Origin of the sequence: Paenibacillus sp. 1_12 (assembly GCF_900114475.1) — a bacterium.
In the GTDB taxonomy this organism is placed as follows: Bacteria; Bacillota; Bacilli; order Paenibacillales; family NBRC-103111; genus Paenibacillus_S.
On sequence record NZ_FOTE01000001.1, the window covers coordinates 52,183 to 69,683 of the forward strand.

At 45.5% G+C, this 17,501-nt stretch carries 15 protein-coding genes; 4 read left to right on the forward strand and 11 right to left on the reverse strand.

The annotated features are described in order from the left end of the window. Positions 1–15: 15 nt before the first annotated feature. The 9 genes from BM210_RS00190 to pdhA all read right to left on the reverse strand — a co-directional run bounded on the left by BM210_RS00190 (position 16) and on the right by pdhA (position 11,511). Complete coding sequence (locus BM210_RS00190; protein WP_091163428.1) at positions 16–387, reverse strand: response regulator; 372 nt, start codon at positions 385–387, stop codon at positions 16–18. Between the two features lie 65 nt (positions 388–452). Beyond that, the gene (locus BM210_RS00195; RefSeq protein ID WP_177237563.1) at positions 453–2,150 is read right to left on the reverse strand and encodes an ATP-binding response regulator; all 1,698 of its coding nucleotides are present in this window, start codon (positions 2,148–2,150) and stop codon (positions 453–455) included. A 5-nt stretch (positions 2,151–2,155) separates the two neighbouring features. Further along, positions 2,156–2,701: a heme NO-binding domain-containing protein gene (locus BM210_RS00200; protein ID WP_091163431.1), complete on the reverse strand. Its 546-nt coding sequence runs from the start codon at positions 2,699–2,701 to the stop codon at positions 2,156–2,158. Between the two features lies 1 nt (position 2,702). Further along, entirely contained in the window at positions 2,703–3,764 is a 1,062-nt protein-coding gene (locus BM210_RS00205) for an HD domain-containing phosphohydrolase (protein WP_091163433.1), read from the reverse strand. Between the two features lie 22 nt (positions 3,765–3,786). Further along, entirely contained in the window at positions 3,787–6,231 is a 2,445-nt protein-coding gene (locus tag BM210_RS00210; RefSeq protein WP_091163434.1) for a bifunctional diguanylate cyclase/phosphodiesterase, read from the reverse strand. A 206-nt stretch (positions 6,232–6,437) separates the two neighbouring features. Then, the gene (gene lpdA / locus BM210_RS00215; protein WP_091163436.1) at positions 6,438–7,856 is read right to left on the reverse strand and encodes a dihydrolipoyl dehydrogenase; all 1,419 of its coding nucleotides are present in this window, start codon (positions 7,854–7,856) and stop codon (positions 6,438–6,440) included. A gap of 3 nt (positions 7,857–7,859) precedes the next feature. After that, positions 7,860–9,269, reverse strand: a complete 1,410-nt coding sequence (locus tag BM210_RS00220; RefSeq protein ID WP_091163438.1) for a dihydrolipoamide acetyltransferase family protein — start codon at positions 9,267–9,269, stop codon at positions 7,860–7,862. 168 nt (positions 9,270–9,437) lie between these two features. Continuing rightward, a complete protein-coding gene (locus tag BM210_RS00225; RefSeq protein WP_076231752.1) occupies positions 9,438–10,418 on the reverse strand; it encodes an alpha-ketoacid dehydrogenase subunit beta in 981 nt (326 codons plus the stop codon). 19 nt (positions 10,419–10,437) lie between these two features. After that, positions 10,438–11,511, reverse strand: coding sequence for a pyruvate dehydrogenase (acetyl-transferring) E1 component subunit alpha (gene pdhA / locus BM210_RS00230; RefSeq protein ID WP_091163439.1), 1,074 nt, complete (start codon positions 11,509–11,511; stop codon positions 10,438–10,440). A 210-nt stretch (positions 11,512–11,721) separates the two neighbouring features. Between pdhA and BM210_RS00235 the strand changes: the two genes are divergently transcribed. Further along, on the forward strand, positions 11,722–12,447 hold the full coding sequence (locus tag BM210_RS00235) for an alpha/beta hydrolase (RefSeq protein ID WP_091163441.1): 726 nt from the start codon (positions 11,722–11,724) through the stop codon (positions 12,445–12,447). Between the two features lie 678 nt (positions 12,448–13,125). Here BM210_RS00235 and BM210_RS00240 read toward each other — a convergent pair. Both BM210_RS00240 and BM210_RS00245 read right to left on the reverse strand, forming a co-directional pair. Then, positions 13,126–13,971 (reverse strand): lipoate--protein ligase family protein, encoded by an 846-nt coding sequence (locus BM210_RS00240; RefSeq protein ID WP_091163442.1) that lies wholly within the window; start codon positions 13,969–13,971, stop codon positions 13,126–13,128. 75 nt (positions 13,972–14,046) lie between these two features. Beyond that, complete coding sequence (locus BM210_RS00245; RefSeq protein ID WP_091163444.1) at positions 14,047–14,475, reverse strand: MarR family winged helix-turn-helix transcriptional regulator; 429 nt, start codon at positions 14,473–14,475, stop codon at positions 14,047–14,049. Between the two features lie 249 nt (positions 14,476–14,724). Here BM210_RS00245 and BM210_RS00250 point away from each other — a divergent pair, with 249 nt between their 5' ends. From BM210_RS00250 to BM210_RS00260, 3 genes are read left to right on the forward strand one after another with little or no spacing between them, the layout of a single operon-like run. Beyond that, positions 14,725–15,159: a MarR family winged helix-turn-helix transcriptional regulator gene (locus BM210_RS00250; RefSeq protein ID WP_091163446.1), complete on the forward strand. Its 435-nt coding sequence runs from the start codon at positions 14,725–14,727 to the stop codon at positions 15,157–15,159. A 24-nt stretch (positions 15,160–15,183) separates the two neighbouring features. Then, positions 15,184–15,837: an HlyD family secretion protein gene (locus tag BM210_RS00255; RefSeq protein ID WP_091163447.1), complete on the forward strand. Its 654-nt coding sequence runs from the start codon at positions 15,184–15,186 to the stop codon at positions 15,835–15,837. A 37-nt stretch (positions 15,838–15,874) separates the two neighbouring features. Next, entirely contained in the window at positions 15,875–17,482 is a 1,608-nt protein-coding gene (locus tag BM210_RS00260; protein WP_091163448.1) for a DHA2 family efflux MFS transporter permease subunit, read from the forward strand. Positions 17,483–17,501: the final 19 nt, after the last annotated feature.

The following is a 17,501-nucleotide window of genomic DNA, read 5'->3' on the forward strand; positions in this document are numbered from 1 at the left end:
TCTGTACATTCAAACTTATCCACGCATGGCTAAAGCCGCGGTTATCTTCTCCAGCAATCGACTCAGGTCAATCGGCTTCGTATCAAAATCATCACATCCGGCTGCAAAGGCCTTTTCCTGGTCTGATATCATGGCATGAGCAGTTAAGGCTATGACAGGAATACCTCTCAGCTCCGGGGATTGTTTTAATATCCGTATAGCCTCCCAGCCATCCAGCACAGGCAAACTCAAATCCATCAAAATCAAATCAGGATGTTCCTGAGCAGCAAGATCTATCCCCTGCTGACCATCCTCCGCCATAATGACCCTATAGTCCTTCCGAATCAAACGTCTGGATAGCATATCCCGATTCATCTCGTTATCTTCGACTAAAAGAATTGTATGCATACGAGACTCCTTAATCATTATCATTATCAATCGTAAGAATAATTGCAATGTGTACTGTCTGCTTGTTAGCTTAGATCAGGTGGTCGTCCAGGTATCAATCCACGAATCTCCTCTATGAGCGACTCCTTATCAAACGTTCCTTTTTGTAAAATATCCTTCACGTAACCGTTTAACTTCAATCGTTCCTCTGCCGTAACCGATTTGGCCGTAACCACCACAACCGGAATATGACGCCAATTTTCATGCTCACGCAGTTCAGCGAGAAATTGAAAACCGTCCATTTCTGGCATCATCAAATCCAATAGAATCAAATCAGGGATTTTGTGCTTCATGCCATTTAGCGCAGTCCGGCCGTTATTAGCCTGGGTTACGTCATAGCCTTCTTTTGATAAAATTTTTGTCATCATTTCACTTGATACCACATCATCCTCGATGACCAGTATGGAATGATCCTGATGATTGGAAATATACTTGTCCAATATCTTGATCATCTGATCTCGATTCACCGGCTTATTTAGAAATTCCGATGCACCCAATGTATAGGCCAAATGCTTATCATTCGTTAATGAAAGGATAATAACAGGTATATTTCGCAATTCGGGATCATCCTTAAGCAAGGATAGTACCGTCCATCCATCCATGCTCGGCATCAAAATATCGAGACAGATCACCTTGGGGCGAATTTTTCTGGCCAGATTTAAACCTTCCTGCCCGCTTTCGGCAAAAGCTAACGTCCAGCCTTCCTTGGCCAGATAGCGCCGCATCAGCTGCTGGTTGGCAGGCTCATCATCAATGAGGAGGATACTGGCTTGATCAGCTGGTTCCTTTTGCAGGTTGTGCAGGACTGAAGGTGCTGTATAGGACTGCTCAGCAATATGAAGAGGAAGCCAGCAAGTGAAAGTACTTCCCTTGCCCGGCTCACTGCGAACCGATATCGTTCCTCCCATTAATTCGCAAAATCGATGGCTGATCGCTAAACCCAAGCCAGTCCCACCATATTTACGGGTAGTAGAAGAATCAGCTTGTGTAAAAGGCTGAAACAGCTTGTCTATTTGCTCAGGTGTCATGCCGATTCCCGTGTCTCTGATACTAAAAGAGCAGCCTGACTGGTTATTACGGGATTCGTAGCTGACATCTATTATGACAGTGCCCTCTTTAGTAAATTTGGCTGCATTACTCAATAAATTGAATAAAATTTGTCTTAGCTTCGTAACATCACTAATAATTTCACCTTCAACGGTGTGAATGCCTACACGATTTCCATTCGCCTCCAGAAGCGGCTTCACCGTTGTCATGACATCTTGAATCAAGTTGGCCAGATCACAGGGCTCAAAGTACATATCCATCTTACCGGCCTCAATCTTCGAAATATCCAAAATATCATTAATAAGCTCAAGAAGATGCTTACCCGACTTGTTAATTCTCCCGAGATCCTCCACGAAAGTCAATTCGCCGATTTCCTCAGCTTCTTCTTTCAGCATTTCACTGTATCCGATAATGGCATTCAAAGGTGTCCTCAGCTCATGACTCATGTTTGCAAGAAATTGACTTTTGATCATATTCGCTTGAATGGCTTCATCATGGGCTCTTCCCAGTTCGGCTGTGCGTTCGATTACGAGATCTTCCAGATTATCATTCAACTGTCGAAGCTCCTGATTGATGTAATAGATCTCACGAGTTTTTTGCTCGGTAATTTTTTCGGCTTCCTTGCGAGCAGCCTTCTCTCGCTCGAGCTGTCTACGAAGAAGTGCAATTTCATCCAAGGACATCACCCCCGCTTCGTTAGAGTAAACCGTGCCGCATTTACTGGACCATCTGATATATCTTCCCGTTTCAAATCCACAGCTTCACCGTAATGTTGAATGGAGCCGAGAATTAAGCCTTCAGCAAGATCGGCGAACGGGCGTGAGGAGCGATAGATCATAACCAATGCTTCAGGATCACTAGTGTCATATTCGAATCTAGGCAGCTCGGCATCCGGATACAGCTTCAGCACCTCGACATGGATGTAGCTGTCAATCTTCAGTAAAAAACCAAACAAGGTCCGATTGCTGTCTACAAATTGTGGATACATGTCAACCAATTGAACGAACAAATATTCACCAAATACTCGAACCAAATCAGCAACAGGTATTCCGGTTTGTTCACTAAGCTTAACAACAAGCTGAATCATTTCACTATGGTCATACGTGCCTAATGTTGTATAGCTGCCGCCAGAAGGCAAGTGAGCGTTAGTAATGATCGTATCGAGAGTTTTCAACGAAAACTTTTGCTCCACCATTTCAATAAATGTCGTGAACACAATCCCCTTCAAATTAAACAACCTCCTCGTTCAAAAATTCAACATCCCGAGCGTAAAATAAGTCAATGAATATATCTACAACCTTGGGGTCAAAATGCTTCCCGCGCTGATTCTCCACTTCCGTGATCGCTTCCTGAGGCGTCCAAGTTTTTTTGTAAGGACGATCATGCGTCAATGCATCATAGAAATCGGCAAGCGCGACAATACGTGCTTCTATCGGAATGGCTTCACCGCATAAACCTTCAGGATAACCGGTTCCGTCCCATTTTTCATGATGAGAGCCAGCAATAATTTCTGCCATTTTCAAAACTGTAAAATAGCTTCCTTCCAAAATACTAACGCCGATTGTCGTATGGAGCTTCATTCGTTCAAATTCTTCAGGCTCAAAACGTCCCGGCTTTAGGAGCAGCTCATCGGGAATGCCGATTTTACCAATATCATGAAGCGGTGCCGCCATTCGGATCATGTCCACCTGACGAGCAGGAAGTCCCAATCGTTCTGCAATTAATCCCGACAGCTTCCCTACTCGTTGTGTATGCTGTCCGGTCATATCATCACGATACTCAGAAGCGCGGCCGAGCAGCTGCAAAATTTCGGCTTTCGCTTGCTGCAGCTCTTTCATTCGCTCCTGTACCCGCTCCTCTAGTGTCTCCTTCTGCTGCTGAAGCTGTAGATGAAGATATCTCGTTCTTAACAAATTATGAATGCGAAGTACAACTTCCGTTCGATCAAAGGGCTTTGTCAAAAAATCATTTGCCCCTGCTTGCAGTGCCATTTTTTTGGCCTCTGGTGTAATATCAGCGGTAAGAACAAGAACTGGTAAATAACTGTCTTCTCTTAAATACTCACGGATTAAGCCCAGCACCTCAAAGCCATCCATAACGGGCATGTGCAAGTCAAGCAGCACAATATCCGGGTCCAGTTCCTTGATTAAAGGTACAGTCTGATGAGGATCCATACTACTGTACAAGTTCTTATATCCTGCACGGTCCAGAATCCGTTCCAGGAGACTGATATTGTATTCCTGATCATCGACAATCAATATTTTTGCCTGCTTAAGGCTTGCCTCTTCCATTCATTTCGCTCCATTCGGTTCTTCACTTGCCTATTGACTCGGTCATTCTCATAGGTACAAAAAAGGCTTGCTCCACATCGCCAGCAGATAAAGGCTTACTGTAATAAAAGCCTTGTATTTCCTGGCATTCATTATCCATCAAAATATCAAGCTGATCCTTGGTCTCAATACCTTCAGCAATTACATCCATATTGAGGTGCCGCGCCATCGAGATGATCGTAGCTACGATTGCCTTATCATTGTCATCATTCGTAATATCGGTTATAAAAGAACGATCAATTTTGAGCTTATGGATCGGTAACAGCTTCAAATAGCTTAGCGATCTGTAGCCTGTCCCAAAATCATCGAGGCTGATTCGAATACCGCATGCACTCAATTCATTCAAAATCCCTGAAGATATCGAGGCATCCATCATCATGCTTTCCGTTATCTCCAGCTCCAGATATTGCGGCTCAAGCCGTGTTTCTTCAAGAATATTCGTGATTTGAGACACTAGATTCGTCTGATGGAACTGCTGGGGAGACAAGTTAACGGAAATAGGGATCAACGGTCCTCCAGTATCATGCCAGGCTCTCATCTGTGAACAAGCCTCACGCAATACCCATGTCCCCAGATCATAAATCATCCCTGTTTCCTCGGCAATAGAGATGAACATTCCCGGAGGCAGCAAGCCTTTGGACGGATGCATCCACCTTACCAATGCTTCAACGCCTATCATACTATTGTCGCTCGGGCGAATTTGCGGCTGATAATAAAGCAAAAGCTCGTTACGCTCGATAGCTTTTCTCAAATCACTTTCAAGCTCGATTTTTTCTTGAAGCTCAAGATCCAGCTTGTTAGTGAACAGGAAGTACCCGTTTTTCCCGTTTTTCTTAACCTCATACATCGCGGTATCCGCATTCTTGAGCAGCTGCACATCATCCGCACCATGCTGTGGATACATCGCAATCCCAATACTTGCCGTTATGTAGAAATCATTGTCCTTAAGGCGATAAGGGAATTGAACAGACTCAATAATTCGTTCTGCTATCTCAATGGCTTCGCTTTCTGTATAACTATTGTCGCATAGCAAGGTAAATTCGTCACCACCAATTCGAGCTAGTGTAACTTTATAGCCTTGTATACTTGTGCTAATGCGTTCACACATTTCTTGCAAAAAAATATCGCCGTAAGTATGGCCCAAAGAATCATTAATGAGCTTAAAACGATCAATATCCAATACCATAACGGCAAATTTCAAGTCCGTACCCTTCGTCTCCTCGATGGCTTCAGCAAGCACTTGATTAAACCTTCTCCGATTTGGCAATCCCGTTAATTCGTCATGATAAGCAAGATGTTGAACCTTCTCCTTAGACTGCTTCTCCTCTGTAATGTCCTTGGCAATAATATGATTGCCGACAAGTTTTCCCTGAATCTCTACAGGCACATTAATAATGCTCAAATCGACACGATTACCATTGGCTATTAATACGGTCTCATAGCTTTGCGGCTGCTTCGTAAACGACTGATAGTAAAAATTTTTGGTGTTTTCCCTTTCCTCTTCTACAATTTTCAAACCGATATGAGAAATATGCTTATTAATGAAGTCGGCTTCCTGCAGACCTGTAATTCGGGTCACAGCAGCGTTAAAGCCCATAATATTGCCGAAAATATCGACCGATACAATACCATTTGAGTTGTTCTCGTATAGGGAATGGTACCATCTCTCATGCGTTTGAATGGTAGAATCTTTATAGGATAAACGCTTGTTTATGTATACGACGAATAATGTGAAACCAATGGTCATTAGCGCGCCCAACGCAATAATATAGGCCAGAATTCCCTGCTCAATCTGCATACCCGTTGCAATCACAGTGTTTTCGCCATGATAAAACTCTGCCGCAGCCATACCTATGTAATGCATGCCAGCTATGGCTGCTCCCATCAATAGCCCGCTGCCCAGCTTATATAAGACGGCAAAGCGGGATTGATTCTCACGAAAATAAAACAACAACCAAAGTGCAGCACTGGAGGTTGCGGCAGCTACCAAAATCGAAACAGCAACCAGCCAGACATTGTAAATAATATCTACCATCATTGCAGCCATGCCGATATAGTGCATTCCCGATATACCCGCGGCTAGCAAAATACCACCAACAACTAACCGGCTGACCCGCTGCTCATTGCTGCCCACAACATACAACGCTATGTAAGAGGCTGCGATTGCCAGGATAACCGATAATACGACAAGCTCCGAATGATAATTAACATTCATCTGCAAAGAAAACGCAAGCATTCCGACAAAATGCATGGACCATATACCCAATCCCATTGAGCAAGCTCCGCAAATCAACCAAAGAGCTTTTGTCCTCCCCTTAGTAAGGCTTATCGTTCCGGCTAGATCCAACGAAGCGTAAGAGGCTGCCGCTGCTATTAAATAAGAAATAATAACGATTAATGGGTTGTATGTCCCATGAAGATGTTCCATTGTGTTCCCCTTTCAAAAAAAGCACATGCTAAAATCCATTATACACGATCATTCTATAAAATTTCTGAAATTTTGACTTAATTTTTACGTAAAAAAGCTGCTCTTAAGTCTTTAGACTCATTGAGCAGCTCTCTATTTTTATTTTGATCCCTCTCGAGCTCCAAAAAAAGCTCGGAGCTGTTTGGCCCCGAGCTTTAATGAAAATGTTATTTTTTGGATAATACGTGAATTGGATGACCGAGCAATACTTCAGCAGCATCCATCGTGATTTCACCTAATGAAGGATGCGCATGGATCGTAAGCGCGATATCTTCAACAGTAGCACCCAACTCGATGGCCAATGCCAGCTCTGCAATCATGTTAGAAGCTTGCTTACCGACAACCTGTCCACCCAATAGCAGCCCTGAATCCTTATCGCCGATCAGCTTAACAAAACCGTCTGAAGTATTCATTGTCATTGCGCGGCCATTAACACCAAATGGGAACTTGCCCACGGTTGTATTTTTGCCTTGTGCTTTGGCTTCAGTTTCACTCAAACCAACGCTCGCAATTTCCGGATCGGAGAATACTACAGCTGGAATACATTTATAATCGATCACGCTTGGCTGTCCAGCGATCACTTCAGCAGCTACCTTACCTTCGTAAGAAGCCTTATGCGCCAAAGCAGGTCCGGCAACAATATCACCAATAGCGTAAATATGCGGAACGTTGGTTTGGCATTTATCATTGATTTTGATCAAACCGCGTTCACCCACTTCAACGCCTGCCAGTTCAAGCGACAGATCGCCATCGGTGTTCGGGCGACGTCCAACGGTTACCAGCACGTATTGAGCCGTAACCTTTTTCTCCTCGCCTTTAACAGTGAAGGTAACCGTAACGTCTTTATCCGTTTGCTCGCAGCCTTGAGCCAATGCTTCGGTGAATACCTCAACATTGCCTTTTTTCAAGCCGCGACCAACCAGATTGGACAATTCCTTTTCAAAGCCTGGCAATATGGAGTCAGAGCCTTCTAGAACTGTAACCTTAGTACCCAGTCTCGAATACGTTTGTCCAAGCTCGATTCCGATGTAGCCGCCGCCGATAACGATCATGCTTTCCGGAACCTCTTTAAGATCAAGCACTTCGGTGGAGGAAAGGATACGTCCACCATAAGGGAATGCTTTTAATTCAATCGGACGTGAGCCTGTTGCAATAATGCAGTCGTTGAAGCGGAAACGTGCTGTTTCGTTATCATTAAAGCAGCGAGCTTCATTTTCATTAATGAACAAGGCTTCGCCATTGAACACCTGAATGTTGTTGCCTTTGAGCAGTTGGCCTACGCCACCTGTCATTTTCTTCACAATACCGGATTTCCATTCCTGTACCTTTGTAAAATCAACCTTGACCCCTTCGGAAACAATTCCGATAGATGAGTTATGGCTTGCTGCTTCAAACTCTTCTGCAGCATGAATTAAAGCTTTGGATGGAATGCAGCCACGGTTTAAGCATACGCCTCCGACTTCCGACTTATCTACGATCAGAACACTTTTGCCCAATTGAGCGGCACGAATAGCAGCCACATACCCACCGGGACCTGCACCGATGACCAACACGTCGATTTCTACAGATGCATCGCCTACTACCATTTGTTACACCTCCATAATTAATAGCTCAGGATCAGCCAGCAATTGCTTAATATAGTTCAAAAAGTTTTGAGCTGTCGCTCCATCAATAATGCGATGGTCGAAGCTTAGGGAAAGAGCCATCACTGGAGCAATTACGATCTCACCATTCTTCACAACTGGCTTCTCTGTAATACGTCCTGTACCCAAAATAGCTACTTCAGGGAAATTGATGACTGGAGTGAAGAACATACCGCCAGCAGAACCAATATTCGTGATCGACAGCGTACCGCCTTTCATTTCTGCTGCTGATAGCTTGCCATCACGTCCACGTGCCGCCAAATCCTTGATAGCTTCGGCAATTGTCCAAATATTTTTACGATCCGCGTCCTGGATGACCGGCACGATTAATCCGTTATCCGTATCGGTTGCGATACCAATGTTGTAGTACTTTTTGTAGACGATCTCGTTCTTTTCTTCGTCGATCATCGCGTTCAAAGCCGGGAATTGACGCGCTGCAGCAACCAGCACCTTTACAATGAAAGGCAGGTAAGTCAGCTTAACGCCTTTTTTCTCAGCAATAGGCTTCGATTTTGCACGAAGAGCAACCAGCTGTGTTACATCTACTTCATCCATCAGGGTTACATGTGGTGCTGTGTACACGGATTTAACCATAGCGTTCGAGATCGCTTTACGGATACCTTTGAATGGTACGCGTTCTTCGATGCGTTCACCGCTCACTGCAGCTGCTGCGCTTGAAGCAGCTGTTTGCTTGCTAGGTGCTGCCGTCGGAGCCGCTTCCGCTGCTGCTGGAGCTTCGCCAGCTGCTGCAGGCGCTGCAGAGGCAGTACCTCCGCCTGCGGCAAATGCGAGAACATCTTCCTTGGTCACGCGGCCGTTAGGTCCGCTAGCTGTGACCAGCCCGATGTTCAAGCCTTTTTCGCGAGCGAGCTTGCGCACGCTTGGCGTAGCCAAAGCCTTGCCACCGGCTGCTGCGTCGGCCTTCAGAGCCGCGCCTTCAGTCGATGCTCCGCCTGCTAGAGGCGTATCCAGCTTCGAGTTCGCGACATTAGCCGCTACCGCTCCGCCTACCGCACACTCAGCAGCTTGATCATCGCTCTTAGCTGCTGGAGCTGCCTCAGCAGGTGCTGCCGGAGCCGCGCTCTCGCCGTGGCCAGCTTGTTGAGGAACCTCTCCAGCAACCTCGATCGTTGCGATCAAATCGCCAATCGTACAGACCGTACCTTCAGCAACTTTGATTTCAACAATTTTACCTTCAACCGGTGAGGGCACTTCTACCGTTGACTTATCGTTTTGAACTTCCATAATGATGGTCTCATCATTAACGACATCGCCTGGCTTTACAAGCCATTTGACGATTTCACCTTCGTGAATACCTTCACCAAGCTCTGGGAATTTATATTCAAATATCGCCATATTTTAACCTCCTTAGAGTTTTGATAAGGAAACTTACTTTGTAAGCATTCTCTTAGAGTTTTCGTAGAAAACTTACTTCATAAGCATTCTCTTAAAGTTTTACAAAGCAAAACCCACTACGTAAGCGTTCATGAGTTTGCTTAGCAAACTTGCTTAACCATAGCAATCCTAAAAATCCAATACTTTGTTCAATCCAGCGATTATACGTGCCGGGTTTGGAAGCCATTGGTCTTCAACCTGCGAGAACGCATATACGGTATCCGGAGGTGTTACACGAAGTACAGGAGCCTCAAGGTGAAGAATCGCTTTTTCATTAATTTGTGCGATGACTTCAGCAGCGATACCAGAGGATTTTTGTGCTTCCTGAACAACGATAGCACGGTTCGTTTTCTTGATCGATTCAACAATCGTATCGATATCAAGCGGCATCAAGGTACGAAGATCAATAACCTCAACCTTGGTTCCGCGAGTTTTTTCGATTTCCTCAGCAGCCTTTAATGAAGTATGCACCATAGCACCGTAGGTAATAATGGTAACATCAGAACCTTCACGAACAACTTTCGCTTTACCAATTTCCACTGTGTAATCGCCTTCCGGCACTTCAGCACGGAAAGAACGGTACAAGTTCAAATGCTCCATGAAAAATACAGGGTCATTGTCGCGAATAGCCGCAATCAGTAATCCCTTTGCATCATACGGATTGGAAGGAACAACTACTTTGATCCCTGGTGTTTGAGTTAATAATCCTTCTAATGGATCTGTATGCAATTCAGCCGCTTTAACGCCGCCGCCAAAAGGAGTACGGAATGTAATCGGCGCATTGTAACGACCGCCTGAGCGATAACGCATCCGTGCCGCTTGCACACAGATTTGGTCTAATGCTTCATAAATAAAACCGACGAATTGAATTTCGGCAACTGGACGAAAGCCTTGAATCCCCATACCCACTGCCAATCCACCGATTGCGGATTCAGCCAAAGGCGTATCGAATACACGTTCCTCGCCAAATTCAGCCTGCAGACCTTCCGTTGCACGGAATACACCACCGACTTTACCAACATCTTCACCGAATATGACTACGTTTGGATCGCGTTCCAACTCAACGCGCATTGCATCCTTGATCGCTTGAATCATTGTCATTTGTGCCATGGCTTACTCTTCCTCCCTTTTACTTTGAATAATCTGCTTTTTGCTCTTCCAAATGGGACGGCGTAACTTCGAACATGCTATCGATCAAGCCGGGAATTGTCATTTTCTCCACAGCTTCTGCTTTTTTAATGGCGTCAGCGACGGCTTGCTTCGCTTCTTCTACAACCTTGGCTTCTTCATCTTCCGACCATAAGCCCTTAGCTGTAACATATAAACGGAAACGGTTCAAAGGATCTTTGGTTTGTTCCCACTCTGTGCTTTCTTCTTTCGTACGGTACTTGGACGGATCGTCACCGGACATGGAATGCGGCAAGAAACGGTATGTGATCGCTTCGATCAATGTCGCACCTTCTCCGTTACGTCCACGCTCAGCAGCATCTTGAACTGCTTTCACTACCGCAAGAACGTCCATACCATCTACCTGCACGCCTACAATACCCGCTGCCACAGCTTTATGGGCAACAGATGCTGCTGCTGTTTGCTTGGAGAATGGAGTCGTGATCGCATAGCCGTTATTTTGCACAACAAAAATCGCAGGCAATTTAAAAGCGCCAGCAAAGTTCATGCCTTCATAGAAATCGCCTTCTGACGAACCACCGTCACCTGTATAGGTAATAGAAACGCGCTTTTCACCGCGTTTTTTGAACGCCATGGCTACACCCATTGCATGAAGAATTTGTGCACCGATAATGATTTGTGGCATAAGTACATGTACATCTTCTGGAATTTGTCCGCCGTGCTGATGACCGCGGGAATATAGGAATGCCTGATACATCGGAAGACCATGCCAAACGATTTGTGGCATATCGCGATAACCCGGACATACAAAATCATCTGAATTCAAGGCAAACTCGCTGCCGATCATTGTTGCTTCTTGACCGGATACCGGAGCGTAGAAGCCAAGTCGGCCTTGGCGGGTCAAGTTAACAGCCCGTTGATCCCAAGTACGTGTAAATACCATACGTCTCATTAATTCTTTTAATTGCTCATCATTCAATTTCGGCATTTCTTGCTCATTTACGACAGTGCCGTCTGGCGCTAGAACGGATAAAGGCTGTACCTCGGTTACAGCTACTTCATACGGCTTACTCATGTACATTCACCTCAATAGTAGGATTTCAATGCCATTAAAGCTGGATTTCTGTTATAGTAGTATTATAAACCTGTTTTCACTCATAACACAACTACTTACTTGAAAAATATGATTTCTATCTTGCCAAACCTGTATAACAGTTTTCAAAATTATATAGTACAGATTAATAAAATCCACAAAACTATACTAATACAATAGGAGTAACCCCCTATGGACGACGCCCTTTATTATAAACGAACGATTGTAAAAGAACTGGTTCCCTCAGCCTCATTAAGTCAAGAAAGACCTGTTCGAATCCTTTTACCCCCTGGTTATCAGGAGCTAAACACGTATCCCGTCATATATTGTCAGGATGGCGAGCAGTTTTTTAACTTCGGGCGAATTGCCACACTCATGAACCATCTAATTTATGATGAGGGCATTCAGCCTGCAATCATCGTCGGTGTCGATGTGGACATCGCAACGAGAACCTCCGAATATGCTCCTGGGGAAGCACGTTTTAATGCCTATACGCACTTTTTCTCACAGGAGCTGCTGCCCTTTATAGAAAGCCGTTTTCCTGTCGGCAGTACAGCCAAGGATCGAATCATTGCCGGAGATTCCTTGGGAGGAACCGTCTCTTTGCATCTGGCCTTAAATTATCGTAGCCTATTTTGCAACGTCCTATCCTTATCCGGTGCATTTTTGCATCAAACGCAAGAGCAAGTTGCCAAGGAAACCGATTTGTCTTGGCTGAAGCTGTACATGCTGATTGGAACGGACGAGCTCGAAATCGTCACACAGGGAGGCACCTACGATTTTTTGGAGGCCAATCGACAAACCAAAAAGCTTCTCGAAGCGAGGAACTGCAATCTCACTTATATTGAGAAGCCTGGCAAGCATGTATGGGGCTTTTGGCAAAAGGAGCTTCCGGAGGCGTTGAAGCTCTTCCTATAAGGGGGGGCACCCTCCCCACCCTCCCTTGAAGGGAGGGCCCCAGAGGGCTTGGCCCTCTGGACTCCCCTGGATCGGACACGACGGCTGTTGTGTTCTCGGGACGCTTTCGTCCCTGACGGGACACGCTAGGGGCTAGTTTGGATGGGTTCGATCGCACGCAGACTTTTGTGTTCTTGGGGCGCTTTCGTCCCTGTGGGACACGCTTGGGGCTGGATTGGATGGGTTTGATCGTGTGCGGGCTGTTTTGTTCTTGAGACGCTTTCGTCCCTGACGGGACACGCTTGGGGATGGATTCGATTGGACGAGACTTGTAGTGTTCTCGGGGCGCTTTCGTCCCTACGGGACACGCTTGGGGCTGGATTGGATGGGTTCGAGCGGGTGCGGGTGTTGTGTTCTCGAGACGCTTTATTCCCTGTGGGCAGGCCTCGTGAGTAGAGCTATTTCTTCACGAGGGGATTCGTCCCTTACGGGACATTACCTCCGTGTACTTATGTTATATGGTGAATATAGAGCGGAGCGGCCAAATGATCCTGGAGAAGCGCAAGCGCTCGCCTTTGTTTCCGTACTTTTACCTCTAAATATATCTTATAGAATCAAAATAATACGGAAACAACAGCGATCGGAAGGATATTTGGCCGCGCAGCGGGACTTATTCACCGGACTTTTGGTGCTTTTTTATTATTTTAGTCCATAGCGGCTTCGCAGGGTTTGGACCATTGTAGCTATTTCGGCTTGATCGGGCAGATCAAGGGATGCCTGTTTATCAGACTTTTGTTTGTGCGATCTGACCGACTCTTTGATAGAATCAATAAAAGCCTGCTCGTCCTTTAATCCGATCAATTCCTCCAGACTTGCCATGCTGTCTTCCGTAACTTTTGGAAAGCACAACCCTCCCGTATCACAGGTACCTTCGACTGCCTTCTCACCTGTCGCAATATTGTAAAATTGCTTGGCCAATTCAGCCTTATGATTGCCAACACCACGTACAACGACGAATGCTTGTACCGCAATAGCATGCGCTTGGCGCCGCTGGGCAATCCCGCAAAATTTGCGACCCCTAATACTTAAATCATAATCGCCCGGACAATAGGAACCAATGATTTCGCCTTTCGATACATCCGAAGTTACCTTATGCAGGGCTTCACTGATTAAACGGAACATCGTTTCAAAGTCATGACGAAAATCTATATTTCCCTGACGCTTGGGCAGGATCAGTGTGATATTGATTACACCTAGATCAAGCGGCACCGCGGCGCCACCGGAATTTCTAACGATTACCGAATAGCCCTGTTCTTCCAGCCACTCCATGGCCTGTAAAGCATGAGGCAAGCGACTGTCACGCAAACCCATGACAAAAGCTCGCGGATGCCTCCAAAGATGCACAATCGGCGCACCTCCTACTCCCACTCTTCTGGACAACAGCTCATCCAGTGCAAAGGGGACAAGCACATCGCTATGCTCTGTCTGCTCGGTCCGGTCCCAGATCAACATGTCCCCCGGCAATGACCATTCCTCTAAATCCATGTTGTTGTAAGCCTCCTTAAGTCTGTAAATCCATCTACATTGAATGCATCTTCCCTAATTTGTCCAAGTGGGATTCTATACTTTTTCTTTATAAACGACTTCCTTAAATATCCGAATCAAGTGCTGAATATCCTCATCCGCCAGATCACCGAAAAAAGTTTCAACATTTGCTCTACGCTGCAATCGGATCGTACCCAGCATTTGTCGTCCCGCTTCTGTAATGCTTAAGTAAACGACTCTCCGATCTTCATCGGTCCTCTCCCTTTCGACCAGACCTGCGGCAATCAGCTTATCAGATAATGTTGTAATCGCTCCTGGCGTGTAGCACAGCATATCGGCGATCTGAGATGCTTTAAGAGGCCCCTCAATTTCAAGCCTCTCCAACAAAAAGCCCTGAGCAGGTGTCATACCATTTTCATTAAACTTGGACCATGAGACCGATATTTTACGAAATAGTTGTCTCGCTGCCTCTTCCAGCTCTAAGAGGTTGCGGTGATCAGTCATTAGCTTTATGCCCCTTTATTTATTATTAATTAACGTTGTAATGTTCATTTTAACATGCATGGAGAACTTGCCCAAGCTTTTGTTCTGCACAGGTCTTTATGCCTAAATAATTGTGTTGACGATAGATTGGTAATTGTGATATTTTTTGGTATATAGTTTTAACTTAAAACTAATTAGCATAAAATATCTTTCATGCAAGCTAATTATCGCTTAACAATTGCATTCACTACTGGATAAGGAGGTGACCTGATGGAGGATTTGGAACAAAAGCTGGATCGAATGGAAGAATTGATTTTAATGGCCATGCACCGAACGAATAAATGGGGATCGGTCAAATCGATCAAATTTTCCAAGCAGCAGTATTTGCTTCTTATCACTCTGGATAACAAGAAACGAGCAACTGTCAGTAACCTTGCCGACGAGCTTAACCTCTCCCCTAGCGCAACTACGCTTGCAATCAATCGGTTAGTTCGTGACGGACATGTCGCACGTAACCGAGATGAAATCGACCGCAGAGTCGTCTGGGTTGAGCTAACACCTGAGGCGAGAGTGCTGGTCCACGAACAAAGGGAAAGACGCAGAAAAGTGCTTCGCTGCATGATGAGCAGTCTCGAGCCTGAGGAAAGCGAGCAGTTTATTACAATCGCCCGCAAAATGCTGACTAATTTACAAGATCCAATATAAATAGAGAGGAGCTATAACCATATTATGAAGAAAAAAATTATTATTTTAACCGTTCTAGCTATTATTCTTCTTGGAGGCGGTGCTGGCGGAACTTATTATTTTGCGATGGCCAGCAAGTTTATCAACACCGAAGATGCCAAAATTGCAGGTGATTTACGTGCAATCGGCACGCCCGGAGCTGGAAAGCTGATTGAGTGGAACTACAAGGAAGGCGATTCCTTCAAAAAAGGAGATATCCTCGGGATGGTAGAAACAACGCCTGCTCGTGGCAATACGCCTGCAATATTACAAGAGATTGTCGCTGTCGAGGAAGGTACGATTATTCAGTTTAATGGCGTAAAGGATCAAATGGTTTCCCCCTCCAGTGCAATTGCAATGAGTGCGAATCTCGACAAGCTGTATGTGACAGCCAATTTGCAGGAGACAGAGATCGCCGATGCCAAGATTGGCAATAAGGTCACGATTAAAGTAGACGCCTTCCCGGATGCTGTGATCACGGGTCATGTGGAACGCTTAGGACTCGGAACCAACTCTTCCTTCTCATTATTATCGTCATCAAACGCAAGCGGTAACTTTACAAAGGTGATTCAGCGGATTCCCGTCAAAATTTCGATTGACAACTATCAAGGTAAACGACTGGTGCCAGGACTGAATGCAACCGTCAAAATCGAGAAGTAACCGCTAAACCCGCACCATAGAGAAAGGAGGAAACCGAGTGTCAACAAAGGACCCATCTACGGATGCCCCTATTTTACATACAGCTCCCAATAAAGCCCCTGAAGGTAAAAGCAAAGGTTCAGGTCTCGCCATGCTTGCTGTCATCATTGCCGTTTTTATGGCTATTCTCGATATGAGTATTGTGAATGTTGCCATTCCCAAAATGATGTCCGTTTTCGGTGTCAATCAATCCGAGATCGAATGGGTTGTTACAGCTTATGCATTAGTGAGTGGTGCCTTGGTTCCGGTAACCGGTTATTTGGGTGACCGCTTTGGTTATAAGCGTATCTTCCTGCTCGCGATGATTATATTTACCATCGGCTCAGGACTCTGCGGGATTGCTTGGAGCAACAGCTCGATGATCATCTTCCGCATTATTCAGGCTGCTGGCGGAGGTGCGTTGATGCCTATCTCCATGGCTATGATCTTCCGGATGTTTCCTGCAGAAAAGCGCGGTATGGCTATGGGCTTATTCGGAATTGCCGTTATGTTCGCACCGGCCACAGGTCCTACACTAAGCGGCTACATCGTCGAATATTTGGATTGGAGACTTATTTTCACCATTAATGTACCTATTGGTATTCTTGATTTTTTTCTAGCAATGGCGGTTTTGAAGGAATTTAAATCTCCTGTTGCCAGTAAATTTGATCTTTGGGGCTTTCTTACCTCCAGTATTGGGTTAGCGTCCTTACTGTATGGGGTCGGCAAAGTAACGGAGAAAGGCTGGACGGATCACGAGGTCATCGCCTTCATAGCATTAGGCCTGGTGTGTCTCCTTATCTTTGTAGCTATCGAATTAACGATCGACTACCCATTATTGGATTTAAGCTTGTTAAAAAACACCACGTATACCCTTTCCCTTGTCATTTCCAGTATTTCGACACTGATCATGATGGGCGTTTTGTTCCTGCTTCCGGTATTTTTACAAACTCTCTCCGGTTTATCTGCCGTACAGACGGGTTTGATTTTGCTGCCGCAGGCCGTTATGTCGGGAATTATGATGCCCATAGCTGGTGCTCTATTCGATAAGTTTGGTGCACGTCTGCTGGCTATCATCGGCCTTCTCCTCACAGGAGTAGCGCTGTACCTGACCTCGGCATTGGATATTACAACCGCATTTTCCACACTCATTTTCTGGCTCGTGTTCCGTGCAATGGGAATGGGCTTGATGATGATGCCGATTCAAACCGTTGGAATGAACACCATTCCGATGAACAAGATGGGCCAAGGAACAGCGCTGTCCAACACTGTCAGACAAATCAGCTCATCCTTCGGTATCGCTTGGCTGGGACTGCTCTATTCAGATCGTCGAACTTTTCATATTGCAGATCTTTCCGATCAATTGAATATGTTCTCAACGAACGTCGCAACTCAATTCTCACAGCTGCAGAATCAGTATATAAGTATGGGACAATCAGCTACTCAGGCGAGCTCAAGCGCATTGGCGTATCTGAACGGTCAAGTACAGCTGCAGGCAACCGTCATGGGCTTGGATGATGTATTTATTATTACGGCTGTGCTCTCTGTTATCGCTGCTGTGCTTTCCTTATTTTTGAAAAATACCAAAGTTAGCGGCGCACCCAAACAGCACGTGATGGGCGAATAATTAGCTGTTATTACTGATT

What these genes read in the sequence shown, in the direction of transcription:
- BM210_RS00190 (WP_091163428.1), bottom strand. Translation starts at nt 387, where the DNA reads ATGCATACAATTCTTTTAGTCGAAGATAACGAGATGAATCGGGATATG.
- BM210_RS00205 (WP_091163433.1), bottom strand. Translation starts at nt 3,764, where the DNA reads ATGGAAGAGGCAAGCCTTAAGCAGGCAAAAATATTGATTGTCGATGAT.
- BM210_RS00210 (WP_091163434.1), bottom strand. Translation starts at nt 6,231, where the DNA reads ATGGAACATCTTCATGGGACATACAACCCATTAATCGTTATTATTTCT.
- lpdA (WP_091163436.1), bottom strand. Translation starts at nt 7,856, where the DNA reads ATGGTAGTAGGCGATGCATCTGTAGAAATCGACGTGTTGGTCATCGGT.
- BM210_RS00220 (WP_091163438.1), bottom strand. Translation starts at nt 9,269, where the DNA reads ATGGCGATATTTGAATATAAATTCCCAGAGCTTGGTGAAGGTATTCAC.
- BM210_RS00225 (WP_076231752.1), bottom strand. Translation starts at nt 10,418, where the DNA reads ATGGCACAAATGACAATGATTCAAGCGATCAAGGATGCAATGCGCGTT.
- pdhA (WP_091163439.1), bottom strand. Translation starts at nt 11,511, where the DNA reads ATGAGTAAGCCGTATGAAGTAGCTGTAACCGAGGTACAGCCTTTATCC.
- BM210_RS00235 (WP_091163441.1), top strand. Translation starts at nt 11,722, where the DNA reads ATGGACGACGCCCTTTATTATAAACGAACGATTGTAAAAGAACTGGTT.
- BM210_RS00240 (WP_091163442.1), bottom strand. Translation starts at nt 13,971, where the DNA reads ATGGATTTAGAGGAATGGTCATTGCCGGGGGACATGTTGATCTGGGAC.
- BM210_RS00245 (WP_091163444.1), bottom strand. Translation starts at nt 14,475, where the DNA reads ATGACTGATCACCGCAACCTCTTAGAGCTGGAAGAGGCAGCGAGACAA.
- BM210_RS00250 (WP_091163446.1), top strand. Translation starts at nt 14,725, where the DNA reads ATGGAGGATTTGGAACAAAAGCTGGATCGAATGGAAGAATTGATTTTA.
- BM210_RS00255 (WP_091163447.1), top strand. Translation starts at nt 15,184, where the DNA reads ATGAAGAAAAAAATTATTATTTTAACCGTTCTAGCTATTATTCTTCTT.